Source organism: Inquilinus sp. YAF38, from assembly GCF_052113205.1.
Taxonomy (GTDB): Bacteria; Pseudomonadota; Alphaproteobacteria; order DSM-16000; family Inquilinaceae; genus Inquilinus.
In genome coordinates this window covers 22,670-45,761 of record NZ_JBFRCU010000016.1, presented here as the reverse complement: position 1 = coordinate 45,761, position 23,092 = coordinate 22,670, and the positions used below count along the sequence as shown (strand labels likewise).

Below are 23,092 nucleotides of genomic sequence, written 5' to 3'. Positions count from 1 at the left end.
TCAAATCTCTCGGTGATTGGGCAAAGATACATAAATCATATTGGTATGTTAGATCGAATTATACTGCCAAACAAGCGTGTGATTTTTTGTGGGCTGTGATGGATTCGAGTGACACCGTCTATGTGGTTAACGCTAGCGACAATAGTGCTGCTTGGCAGAATGTATCAAAGGAAGTGTCGGATTTCATTCTGGATAGCTGGAATAAGTAGATATTGCCATGGTCGTTAAATTTGTAACATATATTGACGAATCCGGAGATACCGGAATTGATAAAATCAAACCATTCGACGCCAACGGCGCTAGTGAATGGCTAGTTATTTCATGTTTTCTAGTTAGAGTCGAAAATGATACCAAGACTCTGAGTTGGGTGAGGGAGATTTTATCCAAATTTAAGAACGTTCAATCTTCGCATCTGCATTTTGCCGATCTAATTTCGGCAAAGAAACTAATAGCCTGTGAGGTTATTTCTTCTAAAGACTGTCGATTTTTTGTGGTTATGTCGAACAAGAAAAATATAAGAAAGTATAAAAACAGTAAATTGGATGATGGAAATAAGTCCTGGCTATATTGGTGGATGTGCCGGCTTTTGCTAGAGAGGGTGACGGATTTTTGCGATCGGCATGTTCCTGCTGAAAAAAAAGGTTCTCAAAAACTTCGAATCGTATTCTCAAGAAGAGGTGGGATGAGATATATCGATTTTCATAATTACTTACAAAAATTATATTTGCAAAGCCGTACTGGTAGGCTAGTTATAGATACGGGTGATATCTACTGGCCAGTTATAGATTTTGACGAAATATTTGTATTGGACCACAAGGCGCGAGCAGGATTGCAACTTGCTGATGTCGTAGCCGGCGCGTTCTTTCAGGCCGTCGAGAGAAACAGGCCGGCAGAATGCGATCCGATATATGCAAAGTTGCTTAGACCTCGGATGGCGCGCGACCGGTATCGTAGAATTATGGGTTACGGTATCAAAACGATGCCGGATCTCTGGGAAATGCAACTGGCCCTAGAGCAACGCCCCATTTTCGAGCACTGCGGCTTCTTGCAGAAAGGGTGGTAGGCCCCCGGCCCCTGTACCACCTCCCATTGCTGGAAGGCTGCCACCGCGAATTGGCGACTTGGGGTGATTCCAGCGTTGCCTACCAAAGAAAATTGTAGCTCCTAGATTATGGATAGTCAAGATTCTAAAGCAGAATCAAATACTTAGATAACTCCTTGATTCGATTCGATTTTCAAATGTTCCTTTCTCTGACTCTCCGAGCGAGCTCGCAGGCGAATGCCTCGCCGCGGTGATCCGCAGCATACTGCTTGCCGACCTGATCGTCGGATCGGCTTATCCTTCTAGCTAGCGCCGAGCATGAGAAGCGGGCCGGCCCATCGACTTGCGGGCACTCTTGGTCGCTCCTGCAAGTCGCTCCGGCGCCTCCTTTTTTGGAGTGGGTTTTGCCGGCGGTTCGTCGTCCTCTTCGTTCAAATCAGCCATAAGCGCGGACACGTTGCTGAAGTGTGCTATCTCGCCCCTCTCCGCAGCACGCATACTGGCCTGGGTTTCGCGATTGGGTTCGCGAACCGCGAAAGGCAGCGCGCGCTCTGCCGCAACGCGGACTAGCATCATCCGGATCGCATCGGACACAGAGAGGCCCATCCCAGAAAGGACGGCGCTAGCCTCCTTCTTGAGATTGGAATCAACCCGAGCACGAACGACTTCGGTGGCAGCCATAAGATCACTTCCGTTTATGAGCTACGTTGTAGCCACAACCCTTTAATGTGCTCTTGCGCTCCCGGGATCAATACCCCCACCCCTTCCGGACCATCCCGGCAGCACGGGAAGCACGGTCAGCACATTTAAGCACAGCGAGGAATGAGAAGAACAGTTAAGGGTACAATTAACCTATTGATATCGCTTAATAAACTGGCAACCCATTGCATTATCCATTGCATCTTTCCGGATGTATTACGATGAACATCGAATCCTAATGGTTTGAGATCGCGCCAGGCCCGAAACTCGAGTTACGCCAGATGAAATCTAAATCATTGTTTCAAAACGATTTTCTCTTCATATTGTGACCCATCGGCGGTGACAGTGCTATCGGCCCAGATTTTTGGAGTTTCCCGACAATGGTAACGACAAGAGCGGCGAGTGCGATTGTGAAGAAGCAGCTCGCGATCCGCGATCTCCATTGGCCGGGAATGTTGCCCTGGCTGTGGCATCGCACAGCCTACAAGGGGTTTGCCACAATCCCGAAAACCTTCCCGCTGATCCTCAAGATCATGGACGAGATGACAAAGGGGGCACCGGTCTCGTCGACCTATATGACCCTTTGGTGCAACACCTGGGATAACAGCTTCGTGGTGCTCAACAAGCATGGCGATTTGGCCAACTCCTCTGGCTTTGGGGGGCAGCGTGGCGAGCACACGTGGATGACTCGGATGAAGAAGCTTCAGGAACTGGAGTTCATTGATATCAAGGCTGGCAAGTCCGGCCCGATGAGCAACGCCATCATCTGGAATCCGCACTACATCCTGCGCTGGCATCATCACATCAAGACTCCAGGACTCATTGAGTCGAGTTACAACGCACTGGTCGAAACCGCGCTCGACATCGGTGCCAGCGATATGTTGGTTCCCTGGGATCCAGTATCACCAAAAACGGCTCCGCCGCCGGCTCCCACAACCCCGGCGACGGCCACGGCGACGCCCGCTCCGCCGCCTCCGGCGGACGACGCCAAGGACGGCCTGTGATGCGCACGATTGGACGCACCACAAAGTTCAAGAGCGACTACAAGCGTGAGAAACGGACGGATGCCGCCTTGGACAATGTGTTGATCCCGATGATCGAGCTATTAGCGACCGACGCCAAGATGCCCGAGAGCTATCGCGACCACGCCCTTGGCGGCGATTGGAAGGGTTATCGTGATTGCCACGTGAAGTCCGATCTGGTGATGATATACGCTAAGCCGGATGACCAAACGCTGAGTTTGGTCCGTATCGGCTCGCATAGCGAGTTGTTCCGCTAGGACTATTTGTGCCACCCCAGGCTGCCCAGAGCTGCGGAATTGCGGTGACACTGTCCAAATTGGGTCGGGGACCGAGCAGGGACCATCAATGCCCAAGCTCGCAGGATCCGGTCCAGGACGGCGGCGGTCACCTCCGCCGACACGGTCCCGATCGGCTCGGCGTCGCGGGCCTCAATCGTCGCGATCTTGGAGGGCGGATGATGGACGGCGCCGGCAGGCCGGCCTCGCCAAGATCGGTGATCGGCACGTCCTCCGGCCAGCCGTGGTTCTCGGCGCTGGTGATCATCGCGACCCAGAGCAGTCCGTGCGCCGCCTCGCCCGGTCGGTCTAGGGGAACGGGACCTTGACGACCTCGCCCTGCCTAAAGCTTGGCATAGGCCCGCCTGTCCGCTTCGGACTCCCACTCCTCGAAGGTCCGGAAGGGGTCGTCGGCCGGCGCAGGTTTGGCCTTGCGCAGTATCACGTGGTCGCTCGCGATCTCATAAGCGATCTCGTCGCCGTCGCGCAGCCGCAGCGCGGCGCGGATCGGCTGCGGAATCGTCGTCTGCGCCTTGCTGGTCAATCGGCTGGTGATCATCGCGAGGTCCCGGTAAGGATCTTCCTTACTTTGGGCGAACCGATCCCTCGGTCAAGGGATACCGCTTCTGTCGGAACGGGGTGCCGCATTCCGGGCACCGTCCTATCGCGAACTCGACCGCGAAACTTCGACCGCCCGCCGCGCACCGACTGACCGGGCCCGGTGTGCGGGACGCCTCAGGGCATCGGATGCCGGCTCGACCCGCCGCGGTCAGCCTGCGCGTGCGCCGCTGCTGTCGAACAGGCCGGGAAGTCCGTGTAACCCACGTCGCCACGCCGGGTGTAATAGGTCGATGGGTCCGCTTCGGCTGGCGGCCAGCCGTGCTTGAGTCGCTCGGCGAGGTCCGGGTTGGCGATGTATGGCCGGCCGAAGGCGATCAGGTCCACCAGCCCGGTGTCGAGCGCCGCCTGGGCGCTCTCGCGGTCGGTGAAGCCGCCGCACCAGATGATCGTGCCGGGAAACGCCGCCCGGACCCTGGCCAGCACCGCGTGGTCGATGTGGCGCTCCTTGAACTCGCTGCTCTCCATGTTGCCCGCCGGCATCAGCTGGTAGACCAGATGCAGGTATGCGACGCTGCGGCGGCCCAGTTCCTCGCAGACATGTAGCAGGGTTTCTTCGGCGAGAGGGTCCGCGGGCATGGAGTTGTACTTGCCGAACGGAGACAGGCGAACGCCGACCCGCCCCGGGCCCAGTTCTCGCACCGCCGCGTCGACGACCTCCATCAGGAAGCGCGTGCGATCCTCGACGTGGCCGCCGCCGTAGCGGTCGGTTCGGGTGTTGAGCGCCGAGTTCATGAACTGGTCGAACAGATAGCCGTTGGCCCCGTGGATTTCGACGCCATCGAAGCCGGCCTGCCGCGCGTTGGCGAAAGCCTGGGCAAAGGTGCCGACCAGGGCCGAGACGTCATCGGTGCCGAGGCGCCTCGGCGTGCCGGCACGAATGAAGCCCAGCCTGCCATCCGCGCCATGGGCGAACACGTCCGAGTGCTCGGCCCTGTCCTCGGTCACGCCCCAGGGGGCCTCGCCATCCGGCATGAGCGACGGATGGGCCATCCGGCCGACATGCCAGATCTGCATGAAGATCGTGCCGCCCTGGCGGTGGACTTCATCGGTCACCAGGCGCCAGCCCTGCCGCTGGGCGTCCGTGTGGATGCCGGGCGTCAGGGCATAGCCCTTGCTGGACGGGGCGACGTCGGTGGCTTCGGTCACGATCAGGCCGGCCCCGGCCCGCTGGCCGTAATAGGTCGCCATCAGGTCATTCGGGACGTCATCCTCGGACGTCCGCGTGCGAGTCATCGGCGCCATGACGATGCGGCTCTTCAGCGCGACGGTGGCGCCGAGCACTTGCGATTCGAACAGGTCAACCATAGGTCTTCCTCCGGTTAGATCCTGCCCGAAGATGTATTCGGCAGCAGCCATCCCATCCACACACGCTTTGGTCAGTGGTCGGCCATGAAGATCATCAAGAGACTGCCGGGCCTGCCGGTCGAGCGCGCGCTGGGCGTCCTTTCAGGGCGCTGGAAGGCGGTCATCCTCGACGTGCTGTCGGATGGCCCGCAACGCATCTGCGAGCTGGAGAAGCGCATTGCCGGCATCTCGCAGAAGGTGTTGATCGAGCAGCTTCGAGCGCTGGAGGACCATGGGATGGTGCGCCGGCAGCCCAGCGCCGAGGACGGCCAGGGCATCGAATACCTGCTCACGCCGCTCGGCGAGAGCCTGCGGCCCATCCTGGCCTCCCTGATCGAATGGGGCGCCCATCACGCCCAGGAGCTCGGCGAGGTCCACAGGCTTCTCCCCTGCAAAGCCGTCGTTCGGGATCGCATTTCCTGACGCCTGTTGGAGCCGGGATCGATCGTCTCGGCCGCGTCGTCGGCGTGCCGGGCATCCGCCCCCTGACCGCCCGCATCACCTCCTCCGTTTCGTTCCGGGGGCAGTCCAGAGATGCCAAGGGATGGATTGCTCCGATGTAATCCCCTCGCCAGGGCAAATTCAGCGTCGCGATCTTATCTTCACCGGTACACGCCGCACCATGACGTCGGCGATCCGAGACTGGTGGAGTTGGAGATGAAGACCCCCTTCGACGGCCGGCGGCCCGGCCTGCGCCGGATGACGGCGGCGCTGCTGGTCGGCACGGCCCTGATCGGCGTGCCGGTCGGGGCGGTCCTGGCCTTCGGGGCCCCGGCCGTGGCGGAGAGCCAGCCGCCGGTGGCCGCCCCCGTCGCCACGGCCTCCCTCGTTCCGGCCGCCTCCGGCTCTTTTGCCGGGCTGGCGCACCAGGTGATGCCGGGTGTCGTCAATGTCGCGATCACCGGCCATCAGGGGCCGGCCCAGGTCGCGGATCGCGACGGCCCGCGCGGCCCCGGACCGCGGGGCGGCCAGGCGATCCATGGCGCCGGCTCCGGCTTCATCATCGATCCGGCCGGCTACATCGTCACCAACAACCATGTGGTGAAGGACGCCGACGAAATCTCGGTCACCCTCAATGACGGCACCGTGCTGCCGGCCAAGGTGGTCGGCACCGACCCGAAGACCGACCTCGCCTTGATCAAGGTCAAGGCCGACAAGCCGCTGACCGCGGTGGAATGGGGCGACAGCGATGCCGCCCAGGTCGGCGACTGGGTGATGGCGATCGGCAACCCCTACGGCCTCGGCGGCACCGTCACCGCCGGCATCGTCTCGGCCCGCGGCCGCGACATCAACTCCAACCCGCTGGAAGACTTCCTGCAGATCGACGCGCCGATCAACCCCGGCAACTCCGGCGGCCCCAGCTTCGACGCCGGCGGCAAGGTCATCGGCATCAACAGCGAGATCTACTCGCCCTCGGGCGGCTCGGTCGGCATCGGCTTCGCCATCCCGTCCAACCTGGCCAAGTCGGTGATCGCCCAGATCCGCGAGCATGGCAGCGTCCAGCGCGGCTGGCTCGGCGTGCAGATCCAGGCGTTGACGCCGGAGCTGGCCGAGGCGGCCGGCCTCGACTCGGCCAAGGGCGCCCTCGTCGCCGAGGTGCAGAAGAACAGCCCGGCGCTGAAGGCCGGCCTGCGCCAGGGCGACGTGATCGTGTCGTTCGGCGGCAAGCCGGTGGCGCAGTCGAAGGACCTGCCGCGGCTGGTGGCGGAGACCGCGTCCGGCACGGCCGTCCCGATGGAGGTGCTGCGCGACGGCAAGACCCAGACCCTCTCGGTCGACATCGCCCTGCAGCCGAAATCCGGGCAGGTGGAGAGCTGAGCATCGTCCGGCGGGACGGTCCGCCGCTTGGTCGCGGCGAGCCGTCCCGCTGAGGAAACGAAATGTGCATTGCGCGCATCCGCGATCTTCGTTCATGCTATGTTCTATGAATGAGGCGCGATCCGAACCGATCCGGCCGACCGACCCCGACATGCATTGGACGGGCTGGGCGCTGACCACGCTGCGCGAGGCGGCCGAGATCGACATGCGCTGCAAGCGCCTGACCGAGCGGCAGCAGGAGCGGGCGCATCACGACCCGAAGGCGCCGCCGCCGGCTTTTGGCCTGATCCAGGCGCGGCTGACGCGCTCTGTGCGTCTGACGGTCGCCCTGACCGACCGGATCCGCACCGGCTTCATGACGCGGCGGGACGAGCGCAAGGCCTCGGGCGAGGAAGCCCGCCGCCGGCAGCGTCGCGAGCGCGCGGCCCAAATGGTCGGCGAGGCGACGGCACAGCCCGAGCGCGGGGTGGACGCCGAATGCATGCGGGCGATGGCGTGGGAGTCGCTGGTCGAAGACGAGATGCTCGACGCGCAACTGGACACGCTGTCGGCGGAAGAATTGGTGCGGGAGGTCTGCCGCAAGATCGGCCACCCGCCGGTGCGGCTGCCGCAGAGCTGGGACGAGGGCACCGAGATGACGCCCGTCCCGCCGCGGGAGACCGAGGCGGCCGATCGCGAAACCACGGACGACTGGTCCGCCGAGTCGGACGAGTCCGACACCGGCCGGCCCGAGCCGGAACCGCCGAATCCGGACAGCAGCTAGCCGCCTCAGCACATCCCAACTCCGTCATTGCGAGGAGGCGAAGCCGACGAAGCAATCCATGCCTCCGCTCGAACGGCCCTGGATTGCTTCGCTACGCTCGCAATGACGGTGTGAGTTGGAGAACTAGGGACACAATCGATTGTTTTTGCCTCTCCCGTTTACGGGAGAGGTCGGAGGCGCTTGCGCCTCCGGGTGAGGGGGGTTTGTCGAGGCCGGGATCCGCCCTCACCCGGTCTCGCTGCGCGATCCCGACCTCTCCCGCGAGGCGGGAGAGGCACCACGAAGCAGCCTCCGGCGATCGCGGCCGGTCACCGCGCCAAATGTACATAAAATTGGTTCGAGGCTGCCGTCCACCTTCTCATTTCCGTCCTCATCCGGCATATTAGCGCGCGTATTGCGCTGCAGTATTTTCCTGGGGGTTTCGGTGAAGCATAAGGAGCCCAAGCACGTCGCCGAGTTCCGCTGGCGCCATCTCCGGCCCGGCGAGACCATCGAGCTGTTCCTGGAGAACAGCCAGCGCAACGGCATGCTGATCCTCACCAGCGAGCGCGCCTGCCTGTACCGCAAGGGCCTGTTCGGCGAGGCGCTGGAGGCGGTGCCGGTCAACCGGATCACCGCGGTCGAGGCCCGCTCCACCCTGGGCCATCACGTGATCAGGCTGCTCGGCCCGGGCGAGCCGCTGGTGTTCAAGACCTTCGAGCGGCGCGACCTGGTCGACGCGCTGTGCGCCCGGCTGGACCAGCTGCGCCGGGCCGACCCCGCGCCGGCGCCGGCGGAGGGCCCGATCGAGCATCTCAAGCGGCTGGGCGCCCTGCGCGACGCCGGCATCCTCACCGAGGGCGAGTTCGACGCCAAGAAGGCCGAGATCCTCTCGAAGTTCTAGCCGCCGGCGCCGGGGAGGGTCGGCGCCGACGGTCCGTGAATTCGCCGGTTCGCCGCGCTAAGCTGCCGCTCCCGCGGATCCCGGAGCCGCCCGATGAAACCGCTTCTCGTCCGGCGCCTGGTCCAGGCGGTGCCGGTGCTGCTGATCGTCGTCTGCCTGGCCTTCCTGCTGCTGCGGCTGGCGCCGGGCGACGCCGTCGACGCGCTGGTGGTCGAGATGGGCGCCGGCGACCCCGGGCTGATCGCCCGGCTGCGCGCGGAATACGGGCTCGACCAGCCCTGGCCGGTGCAACTCGGCCTCTACCTCTCCCGCATCGCCCGGCTCGACCTCGGCTGGTCGGTCGGCTTCTCCCGCCCGGTGCTCGGCCTGGTGCTGGAGCGGGCGGGCAACACCGCGCTCCTGATGGCCGCCGCCCTGTCCCTGGCGCTCTCCATCGGCACCCTGCTCGGCGTCGCCGCGGCCCAGAGCCACCTCAAGGGCCGTGGCCGGCTAGACACGCTGATCACCGGCTTCGGCCTGCTGCTCTACGCCATGCCCGGCTTCTGGATCGGGCTAATGCTGATCGTCGCCTTCGCCGTCAAGCTGCGCTGGCTGCCGCTGGCCGGCATTGCCACCGTGCCTGGCTTCGACACCGGCTGGGCCTATGTGGCCGACATCGCCCGCCACCTGGTGCTGCCCGCCGTGGCGCTGTCGCTGATGTATGTCGCGGTCTATCTCCGGCTGATGCGGGCCGGCATGCTGGAGGTGGCGGGCAGCGACTTCGTCCGCACCGCCCGGGCCAAGGGCCTGCCGCCCGGCCGCATCACCTGGCGCCATGTCGCGCGCAACGCGCTGCTGCCCATGGTCACGGTGTTCGGCATCCATTTCGGCATGCTGCTGGGCGGCAGCGTGGTGATCGAGAGCGTCTTCGCCATCCCCGGCCTCGGCCGCCTGGCCTATGAGGCGGTGACCAAGCGCGACCTCAACCTGCTGCTCGGCATCATCCTGGCCAGCGCGGTGATGGTGATCGCGGTCAACCTGGCGGTGGACTTGCTCTATGCGAGGCTGGACCCACGGCTGCGGGGGACGCGATGACTCCCAATCCCTCCCTTCATCGTCATTCCCGCGAAAGCGGGAATCCCTTCGTCCGCGGTTGGCCAGGGCGGCAGGAGATCCCCGCTTTCGCGGGGATGACGTCTTTCTTTCAAATCGAGTCCAGCCGCCCATCGAGGCCGCGCTGATGCGCGTCCTCCGCCGCTTCCTGGCCGACCGCAATGGCCGGCTCGGCCTCGCCGGCCTGGTGCTGGTGCTGGGCATGGCGCTGACCGCCGGCTGGATCTTCCCGGGCGACCCGATGGCGATCGCCGGCCCGGCGCAGCTGCCGCCGTTCCAGGACCCGGCGCATTGGCTGGGCACCGATCGGCTCGGCCGCGACGTGCTGGCCCAGCTGTTCCACGGCGCCCGCGTCTCGCTGCTGGTCGGCGCCGCGGCGGCGGCGATGGCGGTCGGCATCGGCCTCTTGGTCGGCACCACCGCCGGCTTCCTCGGCGGCTGGGTCGACGAGGCGCTGATGCGGCTGACCGAGGCGGTGCAGACCGTGCCCAGCTTCGTCCTGGCCCTGGCGCTGATCCTGGTGCTGGGCCCGTCGCTCGGCAACGTCGTTCTCGCCATCGGCCTCGGCGCCTGGACCAGCCCGGCCCGGGTGGTGCGGGCCGAGATCATGGCCCTGGCCCGGCGCGACTTCGTCGACGCCTATCGCTGCATGGGCATGGGCTGGGCGCGGATCGCCTTCGCCAAGCTGCTGCCCAACGCGCTGGCGCCGGTGCTGGTGCTGGCCACCGTGATCACCGCCAGCGCCATCCTGATCGAATCGGCGCTCGCCTTCCTCGGTCTCGGCGACCCGAACCGGGTCAGCTGGGGCAGCATGATCGCCGATGGCCGCGCCGTGCTGCGCAGCGCCTGGACCCTCTCCGCCATCCCCGGGGTGGCGATCGTCGTCGCCGTGCTGTCGGTCAGCCTGCTCGGCGAGGCGCTCACGGCCGCGCTCGACCCGCGGCGGAGGCGGCGGTGACGGCCGAGGCCGGGGCCCTGCTGTCGATGCGCGGCCTGACCGTCGACTATCTCGGCGAAGGCGGGGCGGTGCGCGCGGTCGACGGCGTCGACCTCGACCTCGCGGCCGGGGAGACGCTGGCGCTGGTCGGCGAATCCGGCTCCGGCAAGTCGACCGTGGCGCTGGCGCCGCTCGGCCTGCTGCCGCCCGGCGCCCGCATCGCCGGCTCGATCCGCCTGGCGGGGACGGAGCTGCTGGGCCTGCCCGAGCCGGCGCAGCGCCCGATCCGCGGCGGCCGCATCGGCATGGTGTTCCAGGAGCCGATCACCAGCCTCAACCCGGTGCTGACGGTGGGCGAGCAGGTGCGCGAGGTGCTGGCGGCGCATGGCCTCGGACACGGCCGGGCGGCGCGGGCGGTAGAGCTGCTGGCCGAGGTCGGCATCGCCGATGCCGCCGCCCGGGCCGGCGCCTATCCGCACGAGCTGTCCGGCGGCATGCGCCAGCGGGCGATGATCGCCATGGCGCTTGCCGCCGGTCCCGAGATCCTGATCGCGGACGAACCCACGACCGCGCTCGACGTCACCGTCCAGGCCCAGATCCTCGACCTGTTCCGCCGCTTGCGCGACCGCCGCGGCATGGCGCTGCTGCTGGTCACCCACGATTTCGGCGTGGTCGCCGAGCTGGCCGACCGCGTCGCCGTGATGCGCGCCGGCCACGTGGTCGAGACCGGCCCCACCCGCCAGGTGCTGGACGACCCGCAGCACGGCTACACCCGCGAGCTGCTGGCGGCGACCCTCTCGGTCGACGACGCGCCCAGGTGGGTGAGGGAGGGCCGATGACAGAGCCCCTCCTCGTCCTCGACAACGTCGTGAAGCATTTCGGCCGCGCCCCGGACGCCGTGCAGGCGGTCGACGGCGTGTCGCTGACGGTGGCGCCGGGCGAGGTGCTGGGGCTGGTCGGCGAGTCCGGCTCCGGCAAGTCCACCCTCGGCCGGCTCGCCGCGCGGCTTGCCGATCCGGATGCCGGCACCATCCGCTTCGCCGGGCAGGACGTCACCCGCCGCCAGGGCCGCGCCCTCGGGCCGCTGCGGGCGCAGATCCAGCTGGTGTTCCAGGACCCGGTCGCCTCGCTCAACCCGCGCGACACGATCGGAACGGCGGTCGCGGACCCGCTGCGCGTCGCTGGGGTCGGCCGCGCCGAGCGGCGCGACCGCGTCGCCTGGCTGCTCGACCGCGTGGGCCTGGGCCAGGGCCTCGCCGACCGCTACCCGCACGAGCTGTCCGGCGGCCAGCGCCAGCGCGTCGCCATCGCCCGCGCCCTGGCGCCGCGGCCGCGCCTGGTGATCTGCGACGAGCCGGTCTCGGCGCTCGACGTCTCGGTCCGCGCCCAGGTGCTGGACCTGCTGGCGGAACTAGGGGCCGAGCTCGGCCTCGCCTATCTCTTCATCAGCCACGACCTAGCGGTGGTGCGCCACGTCGCCGACCGGGTGGCGGTGATGCATCTCGGCCGCATCGTCGAGTCCGGGCCGACCGGGCGGGTCTGGTCCCAGCCCGGCCATCCCTATACGCGGGCGCTGCTGTCGGCCGTGCCGCGGCTGCACCCGGTGCCGGGGGCGCAGCGCATGCTGCTGCAGGGCGACCCGCCCAGCCCGCGCCGGCCGCCTTCCGGCTGCCGCTTCCGCACCCGCTGCCCGCTTGCCTTCGACCGCTGTGCCGTCGAGGATCCGCCGCCGGTCGACCTCGGCCCCGGCCAGCAGGCCGCCTGCCTGATCGCCGGGGAGGGATCGTGAACCGCTACTTCGCCCGCGCCAGCGCCAGCCACACCCCGCCGCCGATCAGGCACACGCCGCCGGTGCGCGACACCAGCCGCACGTGGCGGCGCGACAGCGCGCTGCCGGCGCGGCCGGTCAGCAGCGCGTACATGCCGTCGGACAGGGCGGCGACGACCAGGGCGGTGGCGCCCAGCAGCAGCACTTGGCTGGACTGGTCCCCTCCGGGCTGGATGAACTGGGGGATGAAGGCGCCGAAGAACAGCAGCATCTTCGGGTTGCTCAGCGCCACCAGCAGGCCCTGCAGCACGAAGCCGCCGCGCGGCGGGCGCACGGGCTCGGCCAGCGTGTCCGGGGTGCGCAGCAGCTTCCAGCCGATCCACACCAGATACGCCGCGCCGGCCAGGCGCAGCCACTCGAACCATTGGCCCATGGCCTCGACCACCGCGGCCAGGCCGACGATCAGCACGCCGAGCATCAGCACCAGCCCGATCTGCCCGCCGAAAATGTTCAGCAGGCCGGCGCGGGTGCCGTGGGTCAGGCTGTTGGCGACGATCAGCGTCACCGACGGCCCCGGGATGATCGCCACCAGGATGCAGGCGGCGATGTAGGCGAGATAGATCTCGATCGTCATGGCAATCCTCCTATCCCTTCGCGGCCATCGCCTGCTCGGCGATGATGCCGATCGAGGCCGCGGCTCCGCCCAGCGACCAGCCGCCATCGACCGGCAGCACCGCGCCGGTGATGAAGGCGGCGAGGGGCGAGGACAGCAGGCGGCAGGCGGCGGCGATGTCTTCGGCCACGCCCATCCGGCCCAGTGGCACGCTGCGCTGGACCAGGGCGCGGGCCTGCGGCGTCGGTGCCAGCCGGGCCATGCCCTCGGTCTCGTCGATCGGGCCGGGAATCACCGAGTTGATGCGGATGCCGTCGCGGCCCCATTCGATCGCCAGCACCCGGGTCAGCATGTCGACCCCGGCCTTGGCGGCGCAGACATGGGCCTGCATCGCCATCGGCGCCGCCGCCTGCGGGGCGGAGATGCTGATCACCGACGCGCCGGGCTTGCGCAGGAAGGGATGCGCCGCCCGCAGCACGTTGAAGCTGCCCAAGAGGTCGATGTCGACCACCGACTTGAAGCCGTTCGCCGACATGCCCAGCGCCGGGGCCGGGAAGTTCCCCGCCGCGCCGGAGACCAGCACGTCGAGGTCGCCATAGGCGTCATGCGCCGCCTTCAGCGCCGCCTCGGTGGCGGCGTAGTCGCGCACGTCGGCGGCCGTGCCCATGGCCTCGGCTCCCGTCTCGCGCAGCCGCGCCACCGCGGCCTCGACCTTCTCCGGGCTGCGGCTCATCACCGCCACCCGCGCCCCGGCCCGGGCGAAGCCCAGCGCGATGCCAAGGTTGATCCCGCTGGTGCCGCCGGCGACGAACACCGCCTTGCCGGCGAAGTCGATGGTCTCGGCCATGGGTCGCGTCCCCTAATGTGCCTCGGCCCAGCTGCGCCCGATCCCGGCTTCTGCGATCAGCGGCACCTCCAGCGTCGCCGCCGACTGCATCACCGCTTGAGCCAGCTCGGCGGTGCGCTGCGCCTCGTCCTCCGGCGCCTCGAACAGCAGCTCGTCATGCACCTGCAGCAGCATCCGGGCCTTCAGCCCCTCCGCCGCCAGCGCATGCGGCAGCCGGCCCATGGCGCGCTTGATGATGTCGGCCGCGGTGCCCTGGATCGGCGCGTTGATCGCCTGGCGCTCGGCGAAGGCGCGGCGGGCCGGGTTCGGGTCCTTGATCCCGGGCACATGGCATTTGCGGCCGAACAGCGTCTCGACCCAGCCGCGCTCGCGGGCGATGCGCTTGGTCTCGTCCATCCAGGCCTTCAGCTCCGGCAGCCGGTCGAGATAGGCGCGGATGAAGGCCGTGGCCTCACCCTGCGGGATGCCCAGCTGCGCCGCCAGCCCGAAGCCGGAGATGCCGTAGATGATGCCGAAGTTGATCGCCTTGGCCTTGCGCCGCACATCCGGCGTCATCTCCGCCAGCGGCACGTTGAACACCTGGCTGGCGGTCATGGCGTGGATGTCGGTGCCGTCGAGGAAGGCCTGCTTCAGCAGCGCCACATCGGCGATCTGCGCCACCAGCCGCAGCTCGATCTGGCTGTAGTCGACCGAGATCAGCTTGTGCCCGTCCTCCGCCACGAAGGCGTAGCGGATCTTGCGGCCTTCCTCGGTGCGGATCGGGATGTTCTGCAGGTTCGGCTCGTTCGACGACAGCCGGCCGGTGTTGGTCGCGGCCAGCGAGAACGAGGTGTGGACCCGCTGGCTCTTCTCGTTGATCTGGGCCTGCAGCGCGTCGGTGTAGGTGCCCTTCAGCTTGGCCAGCTGGCGCCATTCCAGGATCTGCGTGGCGATGCCGTGGCCCTGCGCCGCCAGCATCTCCAGCACGCTCGAATCGGTGGAGTAAGCACCGGTCTTGCTGCTCTTCTTGCCGCCGGCCAGGCCGAGGCGTTCGAACAGCACCTCGCCCAGCTGCTTCGGGCTGCCGACATTGAACGGACCCTTGGCCGAAAGGTGGATCTCCGCCTCCAGCGCCGCCATGCGCTCGGCGAACTCCATCGACAGCCGGGCCAGCGCCGCGCGGTCGACCTTGATCCCCGCCATCTCCATGTCGGAGATGACGCCGACCAGCGGCCGCTCGATGGTCTCGTAGACCGTCGTCATCCGCTCGCCCACCAGCCGCGGCTTCAGCAGCATGTGCAGGCGCAGGGTGATGTCGGCGTCCTCGGCGGCATAGGCCAGCGCCTTGTCCAGCGGCACCTTGTCGAAGGTGATGGCGTTCTTGCCGCTGCCGCAGACCGAGACATAGGGGATGGTCCGATGCTGCAGATGCAGCTGCGACAGCTCGTCCATGCCGTGGCCATGCGCCCCGCCGTCGAGCACGTAGGAGATCAGCATGGTGTCGTCCCACGGCGTGATCGGCAGGCCGACATCGGGCCGGCCCAGCACATGGGCGTCGTATTTCAGGTTGTGGCCGACCTTCAGCACCGACGGGTCGACCAGCACCGGCCCGAGGATGCGGCGGATCTCGGCCAGCGGGATCTGCTGCAGCGTCGTGCCGCCGAAGTTCAGCCCGTCTCCCTCCGGCGGCACATGGGCAACCGGGATGTAGCAGGCGCGGCCCGGCGCCGTGGCCAGCGAGATGCCGCACAGCATCGCCGCCTCGGCGTCCAGCGAGTTGGTCTCGGTGTCGATCGCCAGCACCCCGGCCTCGACCGCCGCCTTCGCCCAGCGCTCGAGCGCCGCGACGTCCTGCACCAGCTGGTAGTCCTGGGCGATCGCCTCCGGCTTGCCTGGCGCGCTCAGGTCCGGCTCGTCGCCACCGGTGGTGCCCAGCTTGTCGAAGGCGGCCTCGACCCGGGTGATGGTCGACCGGAACTCCATCTCCTCCAGGAACCGCACCAGCTTCGACCGGTCCGGCGGCCGGGCCACGATGCCCTCCAGCCCGAACGGCACCGGCGCGTCGCTGCGCAGCGTCACCAGCTGGCGGCTGATCCGTGCCTGCTCGGCATACTGGATCAGGGATTCGCGCCGCTTCGGCTGCTTGATCTCGCCGGCCCGGGCCAGCAGGGTGTCCAGGTCGCCATATTCGGTGATCAGCTGGGCTGCGGTCTTGATGCCGATGCCGGGCACGCCGGGCACGTTGTCGACGCTGTCGCCGGCCAGGGACTGCACGTCGATCACCCGGTCCGGCATGACGCCGAACTTCTCCATCACCTCGGCCGCGTCGATCGGCTTGTTCTTGAGCGGGTCCAGCATGGTCACGCCGTCGCCGACCAGCTGCATCATGTCCTTGTCGGAGGAGACGATGACGACGCGCGACCCTTCCTCCCGCGCCATCCGGGCGTAGGTGGCGATGATGTCGTCGGCCTCGAACCCCTCGATCTCGATCCCCGGCAGGTTGAAGGCCTCGCTGGTGGCGCGGATCAGCGGGAACTGCGGGATCAGCTCCTCCGGCGGGTCGGGCCGCTGCGCCTTGTAGGCGGGGTAGATCTCCTTGCGGAAGCCACGCTCCGACGCGTCGTAGATCACCGCCAGATGGTCGGCGTCGAGATCGGCCAGCAGGCGGATCAGCATGTTGGTGAAGCCGTAGACGGCATTCACCGGCAGTCCGTCCGACTTGCGCATCATCATCGGCAGCGCATGGAAGGCCCGGAAGATGTAGCCCGAGCCGTCGATCAGGTAATAGGTCTTCGGCGTGGTCGACATCGGCGGGCCCTCTTCAGACGGGAACAGAGCGCGACCATGCCGCGCCGGAGGGCGGGTGTCCACCCGGTCGGGGTGTCCGCTCAGGCCGGCTGGAACAGCTCGACCACGTTCCCCGAGGGATCCTCGCACAGGATCTGGCGGCCGCCGGGGCCGGTGACGATGTCGTTGCGGAATCGGACGTCGCGCCCGCGCAGATCGGCGACCAGCGCCTCGAGTTCGTCGACCTGCAGCACGAATCGGTTCCAGCCGCCCGGCTCGGGCGTGCGGCCGTCCGGCATCGGCCGGCTGGCCGATGCGCCGGGGCCGGCGACCCATAAGGTCAGTCCATCCCGCATCAGGATCGCCATGTTCGGCCCGAACTGCTGCTGCAGCCGGAACCCCAGGCTGTCTCTATAGAACGCGACCGCCTGGTCGACGTCGTGGACGATGTACCGGACCGACGCCATGGCGCTGCCTCTCGGATGAGTTCGACACCCAGAATAGTCCGAAGGCGAGACGCGTTAAAACTGCTTGCGATATCTAACTAGTTGCTATATGAAATCAGAAAGCAACCTGATCTGGAGGAACGCCGTCATGTCCAAGCTTGTCGTTCGTGCCTTTTCCATCTCCCTGGACGGCTATGGCGCCGCACTGGAGCAGAGCCTCGAAAATCCGTTTGGCAAGGGCGGCATGGTGCTGCCGCAATGGGCCTTCCCGACCCGCACCTTCCAGAAGATGTTCGGCAAGGAGGATGGCGAGACCGGCGTGGACGAGGATTTCGCCGGCCGCAGCTTCGAGAACATCGGCGCCTGGATCCTCGGCCGGAACATGTTCGGGCCGGTGCGCGGACCCTGGCCGGACGACCACTGGAAGGGCTGGTGGGGCGACACCCCGCCCTATCACGTGCCGGTCTTCGTGCTGACCCACCATGCCCGTCCGTCGATCGAGATGAAGGGCGGCACCACCTTCCACTTCGTCACCGACGGCATTGATTCAGCGCTGCGCCAGGCGCGGGAGGCCGCGGGCGGCAAGGATGTGCGGGTCGGCGGTGGCGTCGCCACCGTCCGGCAATACCTGGCCAAGCGCCTGATCGACGAGATGCACCTGGCCCAGACGCCCGTGCTTTTGGGCAGCGGCGAGAGCCTGTTCGCCGGGCTCGACCTCGCGGGCCTGGGCTATGCCTGCACCGACCGGGTCAGCTCGGCCCGCGCCACCCATCTCACGGTGACGAAGCAGGGCTGATCCGTCTCACCCCAGCAGTACCGCCAGCACCGCGTCCAGGCGTTGGCGGCCGGTGGAGGTGGCGGTCAAGCGGGTTGCGTCCTCGGCCAGGAAGCCGCCGGCGACCAGCCGGTCCAGCTTGCGGCGCTCGATCGCCCGGTCGAAGGGCAGGCCGATCTCGTCGGCGATGCGAGATTTCGGCACGCCTTCGGCCAGGCGCAGCCCCATCATCAGCATCTCGTCGCGGCGGGATTCGGGCGGCACCGCCTCGCGCTCATGCTCGGCATGGCCGGCGGCCTCGACCCGCTCCAGCCACACCTCCGGCGCCCGATGGGTGCGGGTCCCCCATTTGCCGTCGTTCAGCGTCAGCCGGCCATGCGCGCCGGGGCCGATTCCGACATAGTCGCCATAGCGCCAATAGGTCAGGTTGTGGCGCGATTCCTCGCCGGGCCGAGCATGGTTCGAGATCTCGTAGCCGGGCAGGCCGGCGGCGCCCAGCACCTCGGCCGTGGCCTCGTACAGGGCGGCCTGGGTGTCCTCATCCGGCAGCACCAGCTCGCCGCGCGAGTACAGGGTGTGGAAACGGGTGCCCTGCTCGATCGTCAGCTGATAGGCCGAGATGTGGCCGACGGCATGGTCCAGCGCGCGGCGCAGCTCCGCCGTCCAGCCGGCCACGGTCTGGCCCGGCCGGGCGTAGATCATGTCGAAGGAGAAGCGGTCGAAATGCCGGGCGGCCAGGCCGACGGCGGCCAGCGCCTCCTCGGCCGAATGGTTGCGGCCGAGGAAGCGCAGCGACGCCTCGTCCAGCGCCTGGACGCCGAGCGACACCCGGTTCACCCCGGCGGCGCGGAAGCCGGCGAAGAGGTGGGATTCGACCGAGGTCGGGTTCGCCTCCAGCGTGATCTCGACATCGGGCGCCAGGCCCCAGCGCTCGGCCGCACGGTCGATCACCGCCGCCGTCGTGGCCGGCTGCATCAGCGATGGGGTACCGCCGCCGAAGAAGATCGAGGTCAGCGTCCGGCCCGGCGTCAGGTCGGCGAAATGGTCCAGCTCCGCCACCAGCGCCCGGCGCCAGCGCTCATGCTCGACCTGCTCCCGGACATGCGAGTTGAAGTCGCAATACGGGCATTTCGACCGGCAGAACGGCCAATGGACATAGAGGGCGAAGCCGGGGGCCTTCGCCTGATCCCCCACCGTCGTCATTCCCGCGAAAGCGGGAATCTCCTGCTGATCGAGCCGTGAAGAGATCCCCGCTTTCGCGGGGATGACATCCAGATTATGGGGAGGCCTCTGTCTCACGTCTCAAAGCACCGCTCGACCAGCTTACGGAAGGCGTCGGCGCGGTGGCTCATGCCATGCTTCTCGGCCGACTCCATCTCGCCGAAGGTGCGGTCGTGGCCGTCCGGCACGAAGATCGGATCGTAGCCGAAGCCCTTGGTTCCGCGCGCCGGCCAGATCAGCTGGCCGCGGATCTCGCCCTCGACCGTCTCGCAATGCCCGTCGGGCCAGCACAGCGACAGGGCGCAGACGAAGCGGGCGCTGCGATCCGGGTTGTCGCCCAGCTTCAGCCGCACCTGCTCCATGGCATAGGCGAAGTCGCGGCCGGACCCGTCGGGCTTCTCGGCCCAGCGGGCGGAGTAGATCCCGGGCGCGCCGCCCAGGCCGGTGACGGACACACCGCTGTCGTCGGCCAGCGACGGCACGCCGGTGGCTTCGGCGACGAAGCGGGCCTTCAGCTCGGCATTGGCGATGTAGCTGTCGCCGGTCTCCTCCGGCTCCGGCACGCCATGCTCGGCGGCCGAGGTCAGGCGCGGCACGCGACCTTCCAGCAGGGCGGCGATCTCGGGGATCTTGCCCTTGTTGTGGCTGGCGATGACCAGGTGGTCGCCGGCGAAGCGGCGGGCAGGAGAGGCGGCGTTCGTCATGATGGGCATCAGATACGCGCGCCGGAGGCTGGAATCAAAGGCGGCGGTTGGTGCACTGTGTCGCCTCCAACGCATGGCGGTGAGGGGCGAGGACGATGAAGGTCGCATTCCTGGGCATGGGCGTCATGGGCGCGCCGATGGCGGGGCATCTGGTCAAGGCGGGGCACGAGGTCACCGTGTTCAACCGCACCGCGGCAAAGGCCGAGACCTGGGCGGAGCGTCACGGCGGAAAATGGGCGCCGACCCCGGCCGAGGCGGCGAAGGGTGCCGAGATCGTGTTCATGTGCGTCGGCAACGACGACGACATCCGCTCCGTGGCCCAGGGGCCGGACGGTGCCTTCGCCGGCATGTCCGGCAGCGCCATCCTGGTCGACCACACCACCGCCTCGGCCGATATCGCCCGCGAGCTGGAGGCGGAGGCCGACAAGCTCGGCTTCGGCTTCATCGACGCGCCGGTCTCGGGCGGCCAGGCGGGCGCCGAGAACGGCGTGCTGACGGTGATGTGCGGCGGGCGCGAGCCGGTCTTCGCCGTGGCCAAGCCGGTGATCGACAGCTATGCCAGGGCCTGCACCCTGATGGGCCCGGCCGGCTCCGGCCAGCTGACCAAGATGGTCAACCAGATCTGCATCGCCGGCCTGGTCCAGGCCCTGGCCGAGGGACTGAACTTCGCCCAGAAGGCCGGGCTCGACGGCAACCTGGTGCTCGACGTCATCTCCAAGGGCGCGGCGCAGAGCTGGCAGATGGAAAATCGCGGCCGCACCATGCTGCAGAACAAGTTCGACTTCGGCTTCGCCATCGACTGGATGCGCAAGGACCTCGGCATCTGCTTCCAGGAGGCCAAGCACAACGGCGCCCGGCTGCCGGTGACGGCGCTGGTCGACCAGTTCTACTCCGCGGTCCAGGCCAAGGCCGGCGGCCGGGTCGACACGTCGAGCCTGTTGCTGGCGCTGCAGGATTGATCCCGTAGGTTGGGTTCGCGGTACGCGAACCCAACAATGGCTCAGGCGTCGCGATGTTGGGTTCGCTGCCGCGAACCCAACCTACGATGCAGAGGATTCTCGTGCGACTCTTGCCTTGGGCTTATTCTCCTTTCGGGGAGGATCGCGCATGAGTTCGGATCTGTTCGATCGCCAGATGGCGATGTACACCAGCTTCCACCGCGACGGCCGCAACCGGCTGACCCATTTCTTCGGCATCCCGGCGATCATCCTGGCGGTGCTTGTGGCCTTGGCGACGGTGCCGCTCGGCAGCATCGGCGGCTGGCCGGCGACGCTGGCCGATCTCGTCGCCCTGCTTATCTGGCTGCTGTGGATCGCACTCGACCTCGGCCTCGGCCTGGCCATGGCGGTGGTGGTGATCCCGGGGCTGATTATCGCCCATGCCGTGGCTGCCGGCGGGTCGAACTGGGTCACCTGGACCGTCGCCGCCGTGCTGTTCGTCGGCGGCTGGGCCCTGCAACTGGTCGGCCATGCCTATGAGGGCAAGCGGCCGGCCTTCCTGTCGAACCTGTTCCAGCTGCTGATCGGCCCGATGTTCCTGATGGCCGAGACCGCCTTCGCCCTCGGCCTGCGCTCCGGCCTGAAGCACCGCGTCGAGGCCGCAGCGGACGCCTATTTCTCCAGGGCCGGGCGGTAGATGTCGAGGTCCGTGACCAGCAGCTCGTGCGAAAGGTCGGCGCGGATGCGCTGGCCGAGCCCGCCTTCGGCCGCCAGCGCCGCGCCGTAGGTCGAATCCAGCGCCCGGCAGACATCGCCGGGCTTCGCGTCCGGCARCTCGTCCGCCGCAAGCACCGACCACGCCTTGATGTCGGTTCCCCGCTTTCGGGCCGCCAGCGCGAAATCGACATAGTCGTCGTCCTGCATCACCCGCGCCGGCACCGGCTGGTCCCGGCCGTCAGCGATCGCGGTCAGGACACGGTGCAGGCGTGTGACGAACAGAAGGCCGATCTGCGGCGTCGGCGCCGCCATCGCCGCGCCGCCGGACACCAGGGCCTTGCACAGATCCTCATGGCCTTGGTCGAGCGCGCGGACGATGTCGCCTTGGGCAGCGATCACGGCGGACAGGTCGGCATCCGGCGCCGACAGGAGCTTGTCCTCGTCCCGTGCCTGAATCGCGACGAAGGTTCCGGCCACCGCGGCCCTCATCTGCTCGGGCGGCCTCTGTGCCTTGTAGGCGGCAAGGGCTTTGTCCATCAGCGCATCCAGATCGTCGGGGAATCGCGCGGACAGCAGCTCAATCAGGTCGGGCGCGCCGGGGCTGGCCTCGGCATAGCCCTGGCGCATCGACTGCAGCAGCCTGGCGCGCAGCGCGGCGTCGTCCTCGGCGCGCCCGACGCCTGCGGACAGCAGCACCAGCAGCGCCGCCGTGATTCCTACGAATGCCCGCCCCATTCCCTCTCCTCACGCAATGGCTCAATCCAGATAGGTCCAGCTGTCGGCGCCGTCGAAGCGGCGCACCGGCACGTCCTCGATCTCGGCCGGGTCGATCAGCCGGGCGTTGATCGCGACCCTCGCGGGATCGCCGGCCGCAAGACCCTCCCAGTGGGTGACGCAGCCGCAGGTCGGGCAGTGGTGAAGCGCCAGGGTTCGGTCGCCCTGGATGTAGGGCACCGTGGTGCCGGCGCCCTGGACGATGGTCAACTGTTCGCGCGGGTAATAAGCCCATATCGTGCCGAGCCGGCGGCAGATCGAGCAGTTGCAGGAGGTCAGCCGCTGCGGCCGCTCCGCGACCTGCAGCCGGACGGCGCCGCAATGGCAGGAGGCTTCGATCATGAGGACCTCATCGGCTCGGATTCCGGGATGATCCGCCTGCCATGCCCGGCCGCAACCTACGGCCCGACCACGCCCGGCAGTTCGGCGCCGCTGGCGCAGGATTCCAAGCCCTGGATGCCCTGCCAGAGATTGCCGGCGGCGATGCTCAGAACCTGCCCCGGCACCGGCTTGCCGCCGCGGACCGCGGTGAAGCGCAGCGTCGCCTCGTCGGCATCGAGCGTCTCCTGCAGCGCCGGCGAGTCCTCGAGCGTGAAGCGCCAGGTCGGCAGGCCCGGCGACACGACCGGCACCGCCACGGCGCGGCCGCCCAGCTGCAGCTCGGCGGTGCCGTCGGGATCGAAGCGGCCGCCCGATTCGGCCAGGCCGGGGGCGGAGACGGTGATCTCGATCCGGTCCTGATCGTCACGCCGGACCCATTCGGTCTGGCCGGGCTGTCTGTTGAGGCGCAGGAAGCAGACATTGCCCGGCAGCCGGTACAGCACCGGGCCGCCGCCTTCGGGCGCGTAGTCGATCAGCTTCTCGGCATGGGGCAGGGCGGCGACGGTCCGTGAGGCCGTCGCCAGCCCGTCACCGACCTGCGGCAGGCCCGGAACCAGGACAGCGGCGAACGCCGTGAGCAGCGCCAGGAGGCCGAGCATCAACCCTCTCCCGCGTGGTGGGGCCGCAGGATTTCACGGCCCCGGCC

General features: G+C 67.5%; 26 protein-coding genes. 14 read left to right on the top strand and 12 right to left on the bottom strand.

Features of this window, described 5'->3' with window-relative positions; all coding sequences use genetic code 11:
- The first annotated feature begins 217 nt into the window (after positions 1 to 217).
- Entirely contained in the window at positions 218 to 1,063 is an 846-nt protein-coding gene (locus AB4Z01_RS09925) for a DUF3800 domain-containing protein (protein WP_441692910.1), read from the top strand.
- A gap of 285 nt (positions 1,064 to 1,348) precedes the next feature.
- Here the strand turns inward: AB4Z01_RS09925 and AB4Z01_RS09920 are convergent, their stop codons facing one another.
- Positions 1,349 to 1,723, bottom strand: a complete 375-nt coding sequence (locus tag AB4Z01_RS09920; protein ID WP_441692907.1) for a type II toxin-antitoxin system RelB/DinJ family antitoxin — start codon at positions 1,721 to 1,723, stop codon at positions 1,349 to 1,351.
- 428 nt (positions 1,724 to 2,151) lie between these two features.
- Between AB4Z01_RS09920 and AB4Z01_RS09915 the strand changes: the two genes are divergently transcribed.
- A complete protein-coding gene (locus AB4Z01_RS09915; protein ID WP_441692904.1) occupies positions 2,152 to 2,745 on the top strand; it encodes a hypothetical protein in 594 nt (197 codons plus the stop codon).
- Positions 2,745 to 3,020, top strand: coding sequence for a type II toxin-antitoxin system YafQ family toxin (locus tag AB4Z01_RS09910; protein ID WP_441692902.1), 276 nt, complete (start codon positions 2,745 to 2,747; stop codon positions 3,018 to 3,020). Before AB4Z01_RS09915 ends, AB4Z01_RS09910 begins: the two co-directional genes overlap by 1 nt.
- Before the next feature lie 361 nt (positions 3,021 to 3,381).
- Here AB4Z01_RS09910 and AB4Z01_RS09905 read toward each other — a convergent pair whose 3' ends face one another.
- On the bottom strand, positions 3,382 to 3,597 hold the full coding sequence (locus AB4Z01_RS09905) for an AbrB/MazE/SpoVT family DNA-binding domain-containing protein (RefSeq protein WP_441692899.1): 216 nt from the start codon (positions 3,595 to 3,597) through the stop codon (positions 3,382 to 3,384).
- A 176-nt stretch (positions 3,598 to 3,773) separates the two neighbouring features.
- A complete protein-coding gene (locus AB4Z01_RS09900; RefSeq protein WP_441692896.1) occupies positions 3,774 to 4,964 on the bottom strand; it encodes an alkene reductase in 1,191 nt (396 codons plus the stop codon).
- Positions 4,965 to 5,048: 84 nt separating this feature from the next.
- Between AB4Z01_RS09900 and AB4Z01_RS09895 the strand changes: the two genes are divergently transcribed.
- The 8 genes from AB4Z01_RS09895 to AB4Z01_RS09860 all read left to right on the top strand — a co-directional run bounded on the left by AB4Z01_RS09895 (position 5,049) and on the right by AB4Z01_RS09860 (position 12,285).
- Positions 5,049 to 5,426 (top strand): winged helix-turn-helix transcriptional regulator, encoded by a 378-nt coding sequence (locus AB4Z01_RS09895; protein WP_441692893.1) that lies wholly within the window; start codon positions 5,049 to 5,051, stop codon positions 5,424 to 5,426.
- A gap of 234 nt (positions 5,427 to 5,660) precedes the next feature.
- Complete coding sequence (locus AB4Z01_RS09890) at positions 5,661 to 6,821, top strand: Do family serine endopeptidase (protein ID WP_441692890.1); 1,161 nt, start codon at positions 5,661 to 5,663, stop codon at positions 6,819 to 6,821.
- Between the two features lie 106 nt (positions 6,822 to 6,927).
- A complete protein-coding gene (locus AB4Z01_RS09885) occupies positions 6,928 to 7,584 on the top strand; it encodes a hypothetical protein (RefSeq protein WP_441692887.1) in 657 nt (218 codons plus the stop codon).
- Between the two features lie 424 nt (positions 7,585 to 8,008).
- Positions 8,009 to 8,467 (top strand): SHOCT domain-containing protein, encoded by a 459-nt coding sequence (locus tag AB4Z01_RS09880; RefSeq protein ID WP_441692885.1) that lies wholly within the window; start codon positions 8,009 to 8,011, stop codon positions 8,465 to 8,467.
- A 93-nt stretch (positions 8,468 to 8,560) separates the two neighbouring features.
- Positions 8,561 to 9,541: an ABC transporter permease gene (locus AB4Z01_RS09875; RefSeq protein ID WP_441692882.1), complete on the top strand. Its 981-nt coding sequence runs from the start codon at positions 8,561 to 8,563 to the stop codon at positions 9,539 to 9,541.
- A 145-nt stretch (positions 9,542 to 9,686) separates the two neighbouring features.
- Positions 9,687 to 10,517: an ABC transporter permease gene (locus AB4Z01_RS09870; RefSeq protein WP_441692879.1), complete on the top strand. Its 831-nt coding sequence runs from the start codon at positions 9,687 to 9,689 to the stop codon at positions 10,515 to 10,517.
- Positions 10,514 to 11,335, top strand: coding sequence for an ABC transporter ATP-binding protein (locus AB4Z01_RS09865; protein WP_441692876.1), 822 nt, complete (start codon positions 10,514 to 10,516; stop codon positions 11,333 to 11,335). The genes AB4Z01_RS09870 and AB4Z01_RS09865 overlap by 4 nt, the downstream gene beginning before the upstream one ends.
- Entirely contained in the window at positions 11,332 to 12,285 is a 954-nt protein-coding gene (locus AB4Z01_RS09860) for an ABC transporter ATP-binding protein (RefSeq protein WP_441692875.1), read from the top strand. The genes AB4Z01_RS09865 and AB4Z01_RS09860 overlap by 4 nt, the downstream gene beginning before the upstream one ends.
- Before the next feature lie 4 nt (positions 12,286 to 12,289).
- Here AB4Z01_RS09860 and AB4Z01_RS09855 read toward each other — a convergent pair whose 3' ends face one another.
- The 4 genes from AB4Z01_RS09855 to AB4Z01_RS09840 all read right to left on the bottom strand — a co-directional run bounded on the left by AB4Z01_RS09855 (position 12,290) and on the right by AB4Z01_RS09840 (position 16,957).
- Positions 12,290 to 12,898, bottom strand: a complete 609-nt coding sequence (locus AB4Z01_RS09855; protein WP_441692872.1) for a LysE family translocator — start codon at positions 12,896 to 12,898, stop codon at positions 12,290 to 12,292.
- Between the two features lie 10 nt (positions 12,899 to 12,908).
- The gene (locus AB4Z01_RS09850) at positions 12,909 to 13,724 is read right to left on the bottom strand and encodes an SDR family oxidoreductase (protein ID WP_441692870.1); all 816 of its coding nucleotides are present in this window, start codon (positions 13,722 to 13,724) and stop codon (positions 12,909 to 12,911) included.
- 12 nt (positions 13,725 to 13,736) lie between these two features.
- On the bottom strand, positions 13,737 to 16,511 hold the full coding sequence (gene polA, locus AB4Z01_RS09845) for a DNA polymerase I (protein WP_441692868.1): 2,775 nt from the start codon (positions 16,509 to 16,511) through the stop codon (positions 13,737 to 13,739).
- An 80-nt stretch (positions 16,512 to 16,591) separates the two neighbouring features.
- A complete protein-coding gene (locus tag AB4Z01_RS09840; RefSeq protein ID WP_441692866.1) occupies positions 16,592 to 16,957 on the bottom strand; it encodes a VOC family protein in 366 nt (121 codons plus the stop codon).
- A gap of 127 nt (positions 16,958 to 17,084) precedes the next feature.
- Here AB4Z01_RS09840 and AB4Z01_RS09835 point away from each other — a divergent pair, with 127 nt between their 5' ends.
- Entirely contained in the window at positions 17,085 to 17,732 is a 648-nt protein-coding gene (locus AB4Z01_RS09835) for a dihydrofolate reductase family protein (RefSeq protein WP_441692863.1), read from the top strand.
- Between the two features lie 6 nt (positions 17,733 to 17,738).
- Here AB4Z01_RS09835 and hemW read toward each other — a convergent pair whose 3' ends face one another.
- Positions 17,739 to 18,905 (bottom strand): radical SAM family heme chaperone HemW, encoded by a 1,167-nt coding sequence (gene hemW / locus AB4Z01_RS09830; protein WP_441692861.1) that lies wholly within the window; start codon positions 18,903 to 18,905, stop codon positions 17,739 to 17,741.
- Between the two features lie 101 nt (positions 18,906 to 19,006).
- On the bottom strand, positions 19,007 to 19,636 hold the full coding sequence (rdgB, locus tag AB4Z01_RS09825; protein ID WP_441692858.1) for an RdgB/HAM1 family non-canonical purine NTP pyrophosphatase: 630 nt from the start codon (positions 19,634 to 19,636) through the stop codon (positions 19,007 to 19,009).
- 95 nt (positions 19,637 to 19,731) lie between these two features.
- Between rdgB and AB4Z01_RS09820 the strand changes: the two genes are divergently transcribed.
- Together AB4Z01_RS09820 and AB4Z01_RS09815 are read left to right on the top strand one after the other, a co-directional pair.
- Positions 19,732 to 20,595, top strand: a complete 864-nt coding sequence (locus AB4Z01_RS09820; RefSeq protein ID WP_441692856.1) for an NAD(P)-dependent oxidoreductase — start codon at positions 19,732 to 19,734, stop codon at positions 20,593 to 20,595.
- A gap of 148 nt (positions 20,596 to 20,743) precedes the next feature.
- A complete protein-coding gene (locus AB4Z01_RS09815; RefSeq protein ID WP_441692853.1) occupies positions 20,744 to 21,271 on the top strand; it encodes an Mpo1 family 2-hydroxy fatty acid dioxygenase in 528 nt (175 codons plus the stop codon).
- Here AB4Z01_RS09815 and AB4Z01_RS09810 read toward each other — a convergent pair.
- The 3 genes from AB4Z01_RS09810 to AB4Z01_RS09800 are packed head-to-tail and all read right to left on the bottom strand — an operon-like array spanning position 21,247 to position 23,045.
- Complete coding sequence (locus AB4Z01_RS09810; RefSeq protein WP_441692850.1) at positions 21,247 to 22,026, bottom strand: hypothetical protein; 780 nt, start codon at positions 22,024 to 22,026, stop codon at positions 21,247 to 21,249. The genes AB4Z01_RS09815 and AB4Z01_RS09810 overlap by 25 nt on opposite strands.
- Positions 22,027 to 22,047: 21 nt before the next feature.
- Positions 22,048 to 22,407, bottom strand: coding sequence for a GFA family protein (locus AB4Z01_RS09805; RefSeq protein WP_441692848.1), 360 nt, complete (start codon positions 22,405 to 22,407; stop codon positions 22,048 to 22,050).
- 56 nt (positions 22,408 to 22,463) lie between these two features.
- The gene (locus AB4Z01_RS09800; RefSeq protein WP_441692846.1) at positions 22,464 to 23,045 is read right to left on the bottom strand and encodes a hypothetical protein; all 582 of its coding nucleotides are present in this window, start codon (positions 23,043 to 23,045) and stop codon (positions 22,464 to 22,466) included.
- Positions 23,046 to 23,092 lie beyond the last annotated feature (47 nt).

Excerpts from the sequence above, each read along its gene's own strand:
- AB4Z01_RS09905 (WP_441692899.1), bottom strand. The coding sequence starts at position 3,597 with ATGATCACCAGCCGATTGACCAGCAAGGCGCAGACGACGATTCCGCAG.
- AB4Z01_RS09890 (WP_441692890.1), top strand. The coding sequence starts at position 5,661 with ATGAAGACCCCCTTCGACGGCCGGCGGCCCGGCCTGCGCCGGATGACG.
- AB4Z01_RS09840 (WP_441692866.1), bottom strand. The coding sequence starts at position 16,957 with ATGGCGTCGGTCCGGTACATCGTCCACGACGTCGACCAGGCGGTCGCG.
- AB4Z01_RS09885 (WP_441692887.1), top strand. The coding sequence starts at position 6,928 with ATGAATGAGGCGCGATCCGAACCGATCCGGCCGACCGACCCCGACATG.
- AB4Z01_RS09805 (WP_441692848.1), bottom strand. The coding sequence starts at position 22,407 with ATGATCGAAGCCTCCTGCCATTGCGGCGCCGTCCGGCTGCAGGTCGCG.
- AB4Z01_RS09900 (WP_441692896.1), bottom strand. The coding sequence starts at position 4,964 with ATGGTTGACCTGTTCGAATCGCAAGTGCTCGGCGCCACCGTCGCGCTG.
- AB4Z01_RS09895 (WP_441692893.1), top strand. The coding sequence starts at position 5,049 with ATGAAGATCATCAAGAGACTGCCGGGCCTGCCGGTCGAGCGCGCGCTG.
- AB4Z01_RS09800 (WP_441692846.1), bottom strand. The coding sequence starts at position 23,045 with ATGCTCGGCCTCCTGGCGCTGCTCACGGCGTTCGCCGCTGTCCTGGTT.
- AB4Z01_RS09875 (WP_441692882.1), top strand. The coding sequence starts at position 8,561 with ATGAAACCGCTTCTCGTCCGGCGCCTGGTCCAGGCGGTGCCGGTGCTG.
- AB4Z01_RS09855 (WP_441692872.1), bottom strand. The coding sequence starts at position 12,898 with ATGACGATCGAGATCTATCTCGCCTACATCGCCGCCTGCATCCTGGTG.
- AB4Z01_RS09835 (WP_441692863.1), top strand. The coding sequence starts at position 17,085 with ATGTCCAAGCTTGTCGTTCGTGCCTTTTCCATCTCCCTGGACGGCTAT.
- AB4Z01_RS09910 (WP_441692902.1), top strand. The coding sequence starts at position 2,745 with ATGCGCACGATTGGACGCACCACAAAGTTCAAGAGCGACTACAAGCGT.
- polA (WP_441692868.1), bottom strand. The coding sequence starts at position 16,511 with ATGTCGACCACGCCGAAGACCTATTACCTGATCGACGGCTCGGGCTAC.
- AB4Z01_RS09870 (WP_441692879.1), top strand. The coding sequence starts at position 9,687 with ATGCGCGTCCTCCGCCGCTTCCTGGCCGACCGCAATGGCCGGCTCGGC.
- rdgB (WP_441692858.1), bottom strand. The coding sequence starts at position 19,636 with ATGACGAACGCCGCCTCTCCTGCCCGCCGCTTCGCCGGCGACCACCTG.
- AB4Z01_RS09815 (WP_441692853.1), top strand. The coding sequence starts at position 20,744 with ATGAGTTCGGATCTGTTCGATCGCCAGATGGCGATGTACACCAGCTTC.
- AB4Z01_RS09860 (WP_441692875.1), top strand. The coding sequence starts at position 11,332 with ATGACAGAGCCCCTCCTCGTCCTCGACAACGTCGTGAAGCATTTCGGC.
- AB4Z01_RS09925 (WP_441692910.1), top strand. The coding sequence starts at position 218 with ATGGTCGTTAAATTTGTAACATATATTGACGAATCCGGAGATACCGGA.
- AB4Z01_RS09920 (WP_441692907.1), bottom strand. The coding sequence starts at position 1,723 with ATGGCTGCCACCGAAGTCGTTCGTGCTCGGGTTGATTCCAATCTCAAG.
- AB4Z01_RS09820 (WP_441692856.1), top strand. The coding sequence starts at position 19,732 with ATGAAGGTCGCATTCCTGGGCATGGGCGTCATGGGCGCGCCGATGGCG.
- AB4Z01_RS09850 (WP_441692870.1), bottom strand. The coding sequence starts at position 13,724 with ATGGCCGAGACCATCGACTTCGCCGGCAAGGCGGTGTTCGTCGCCGGC.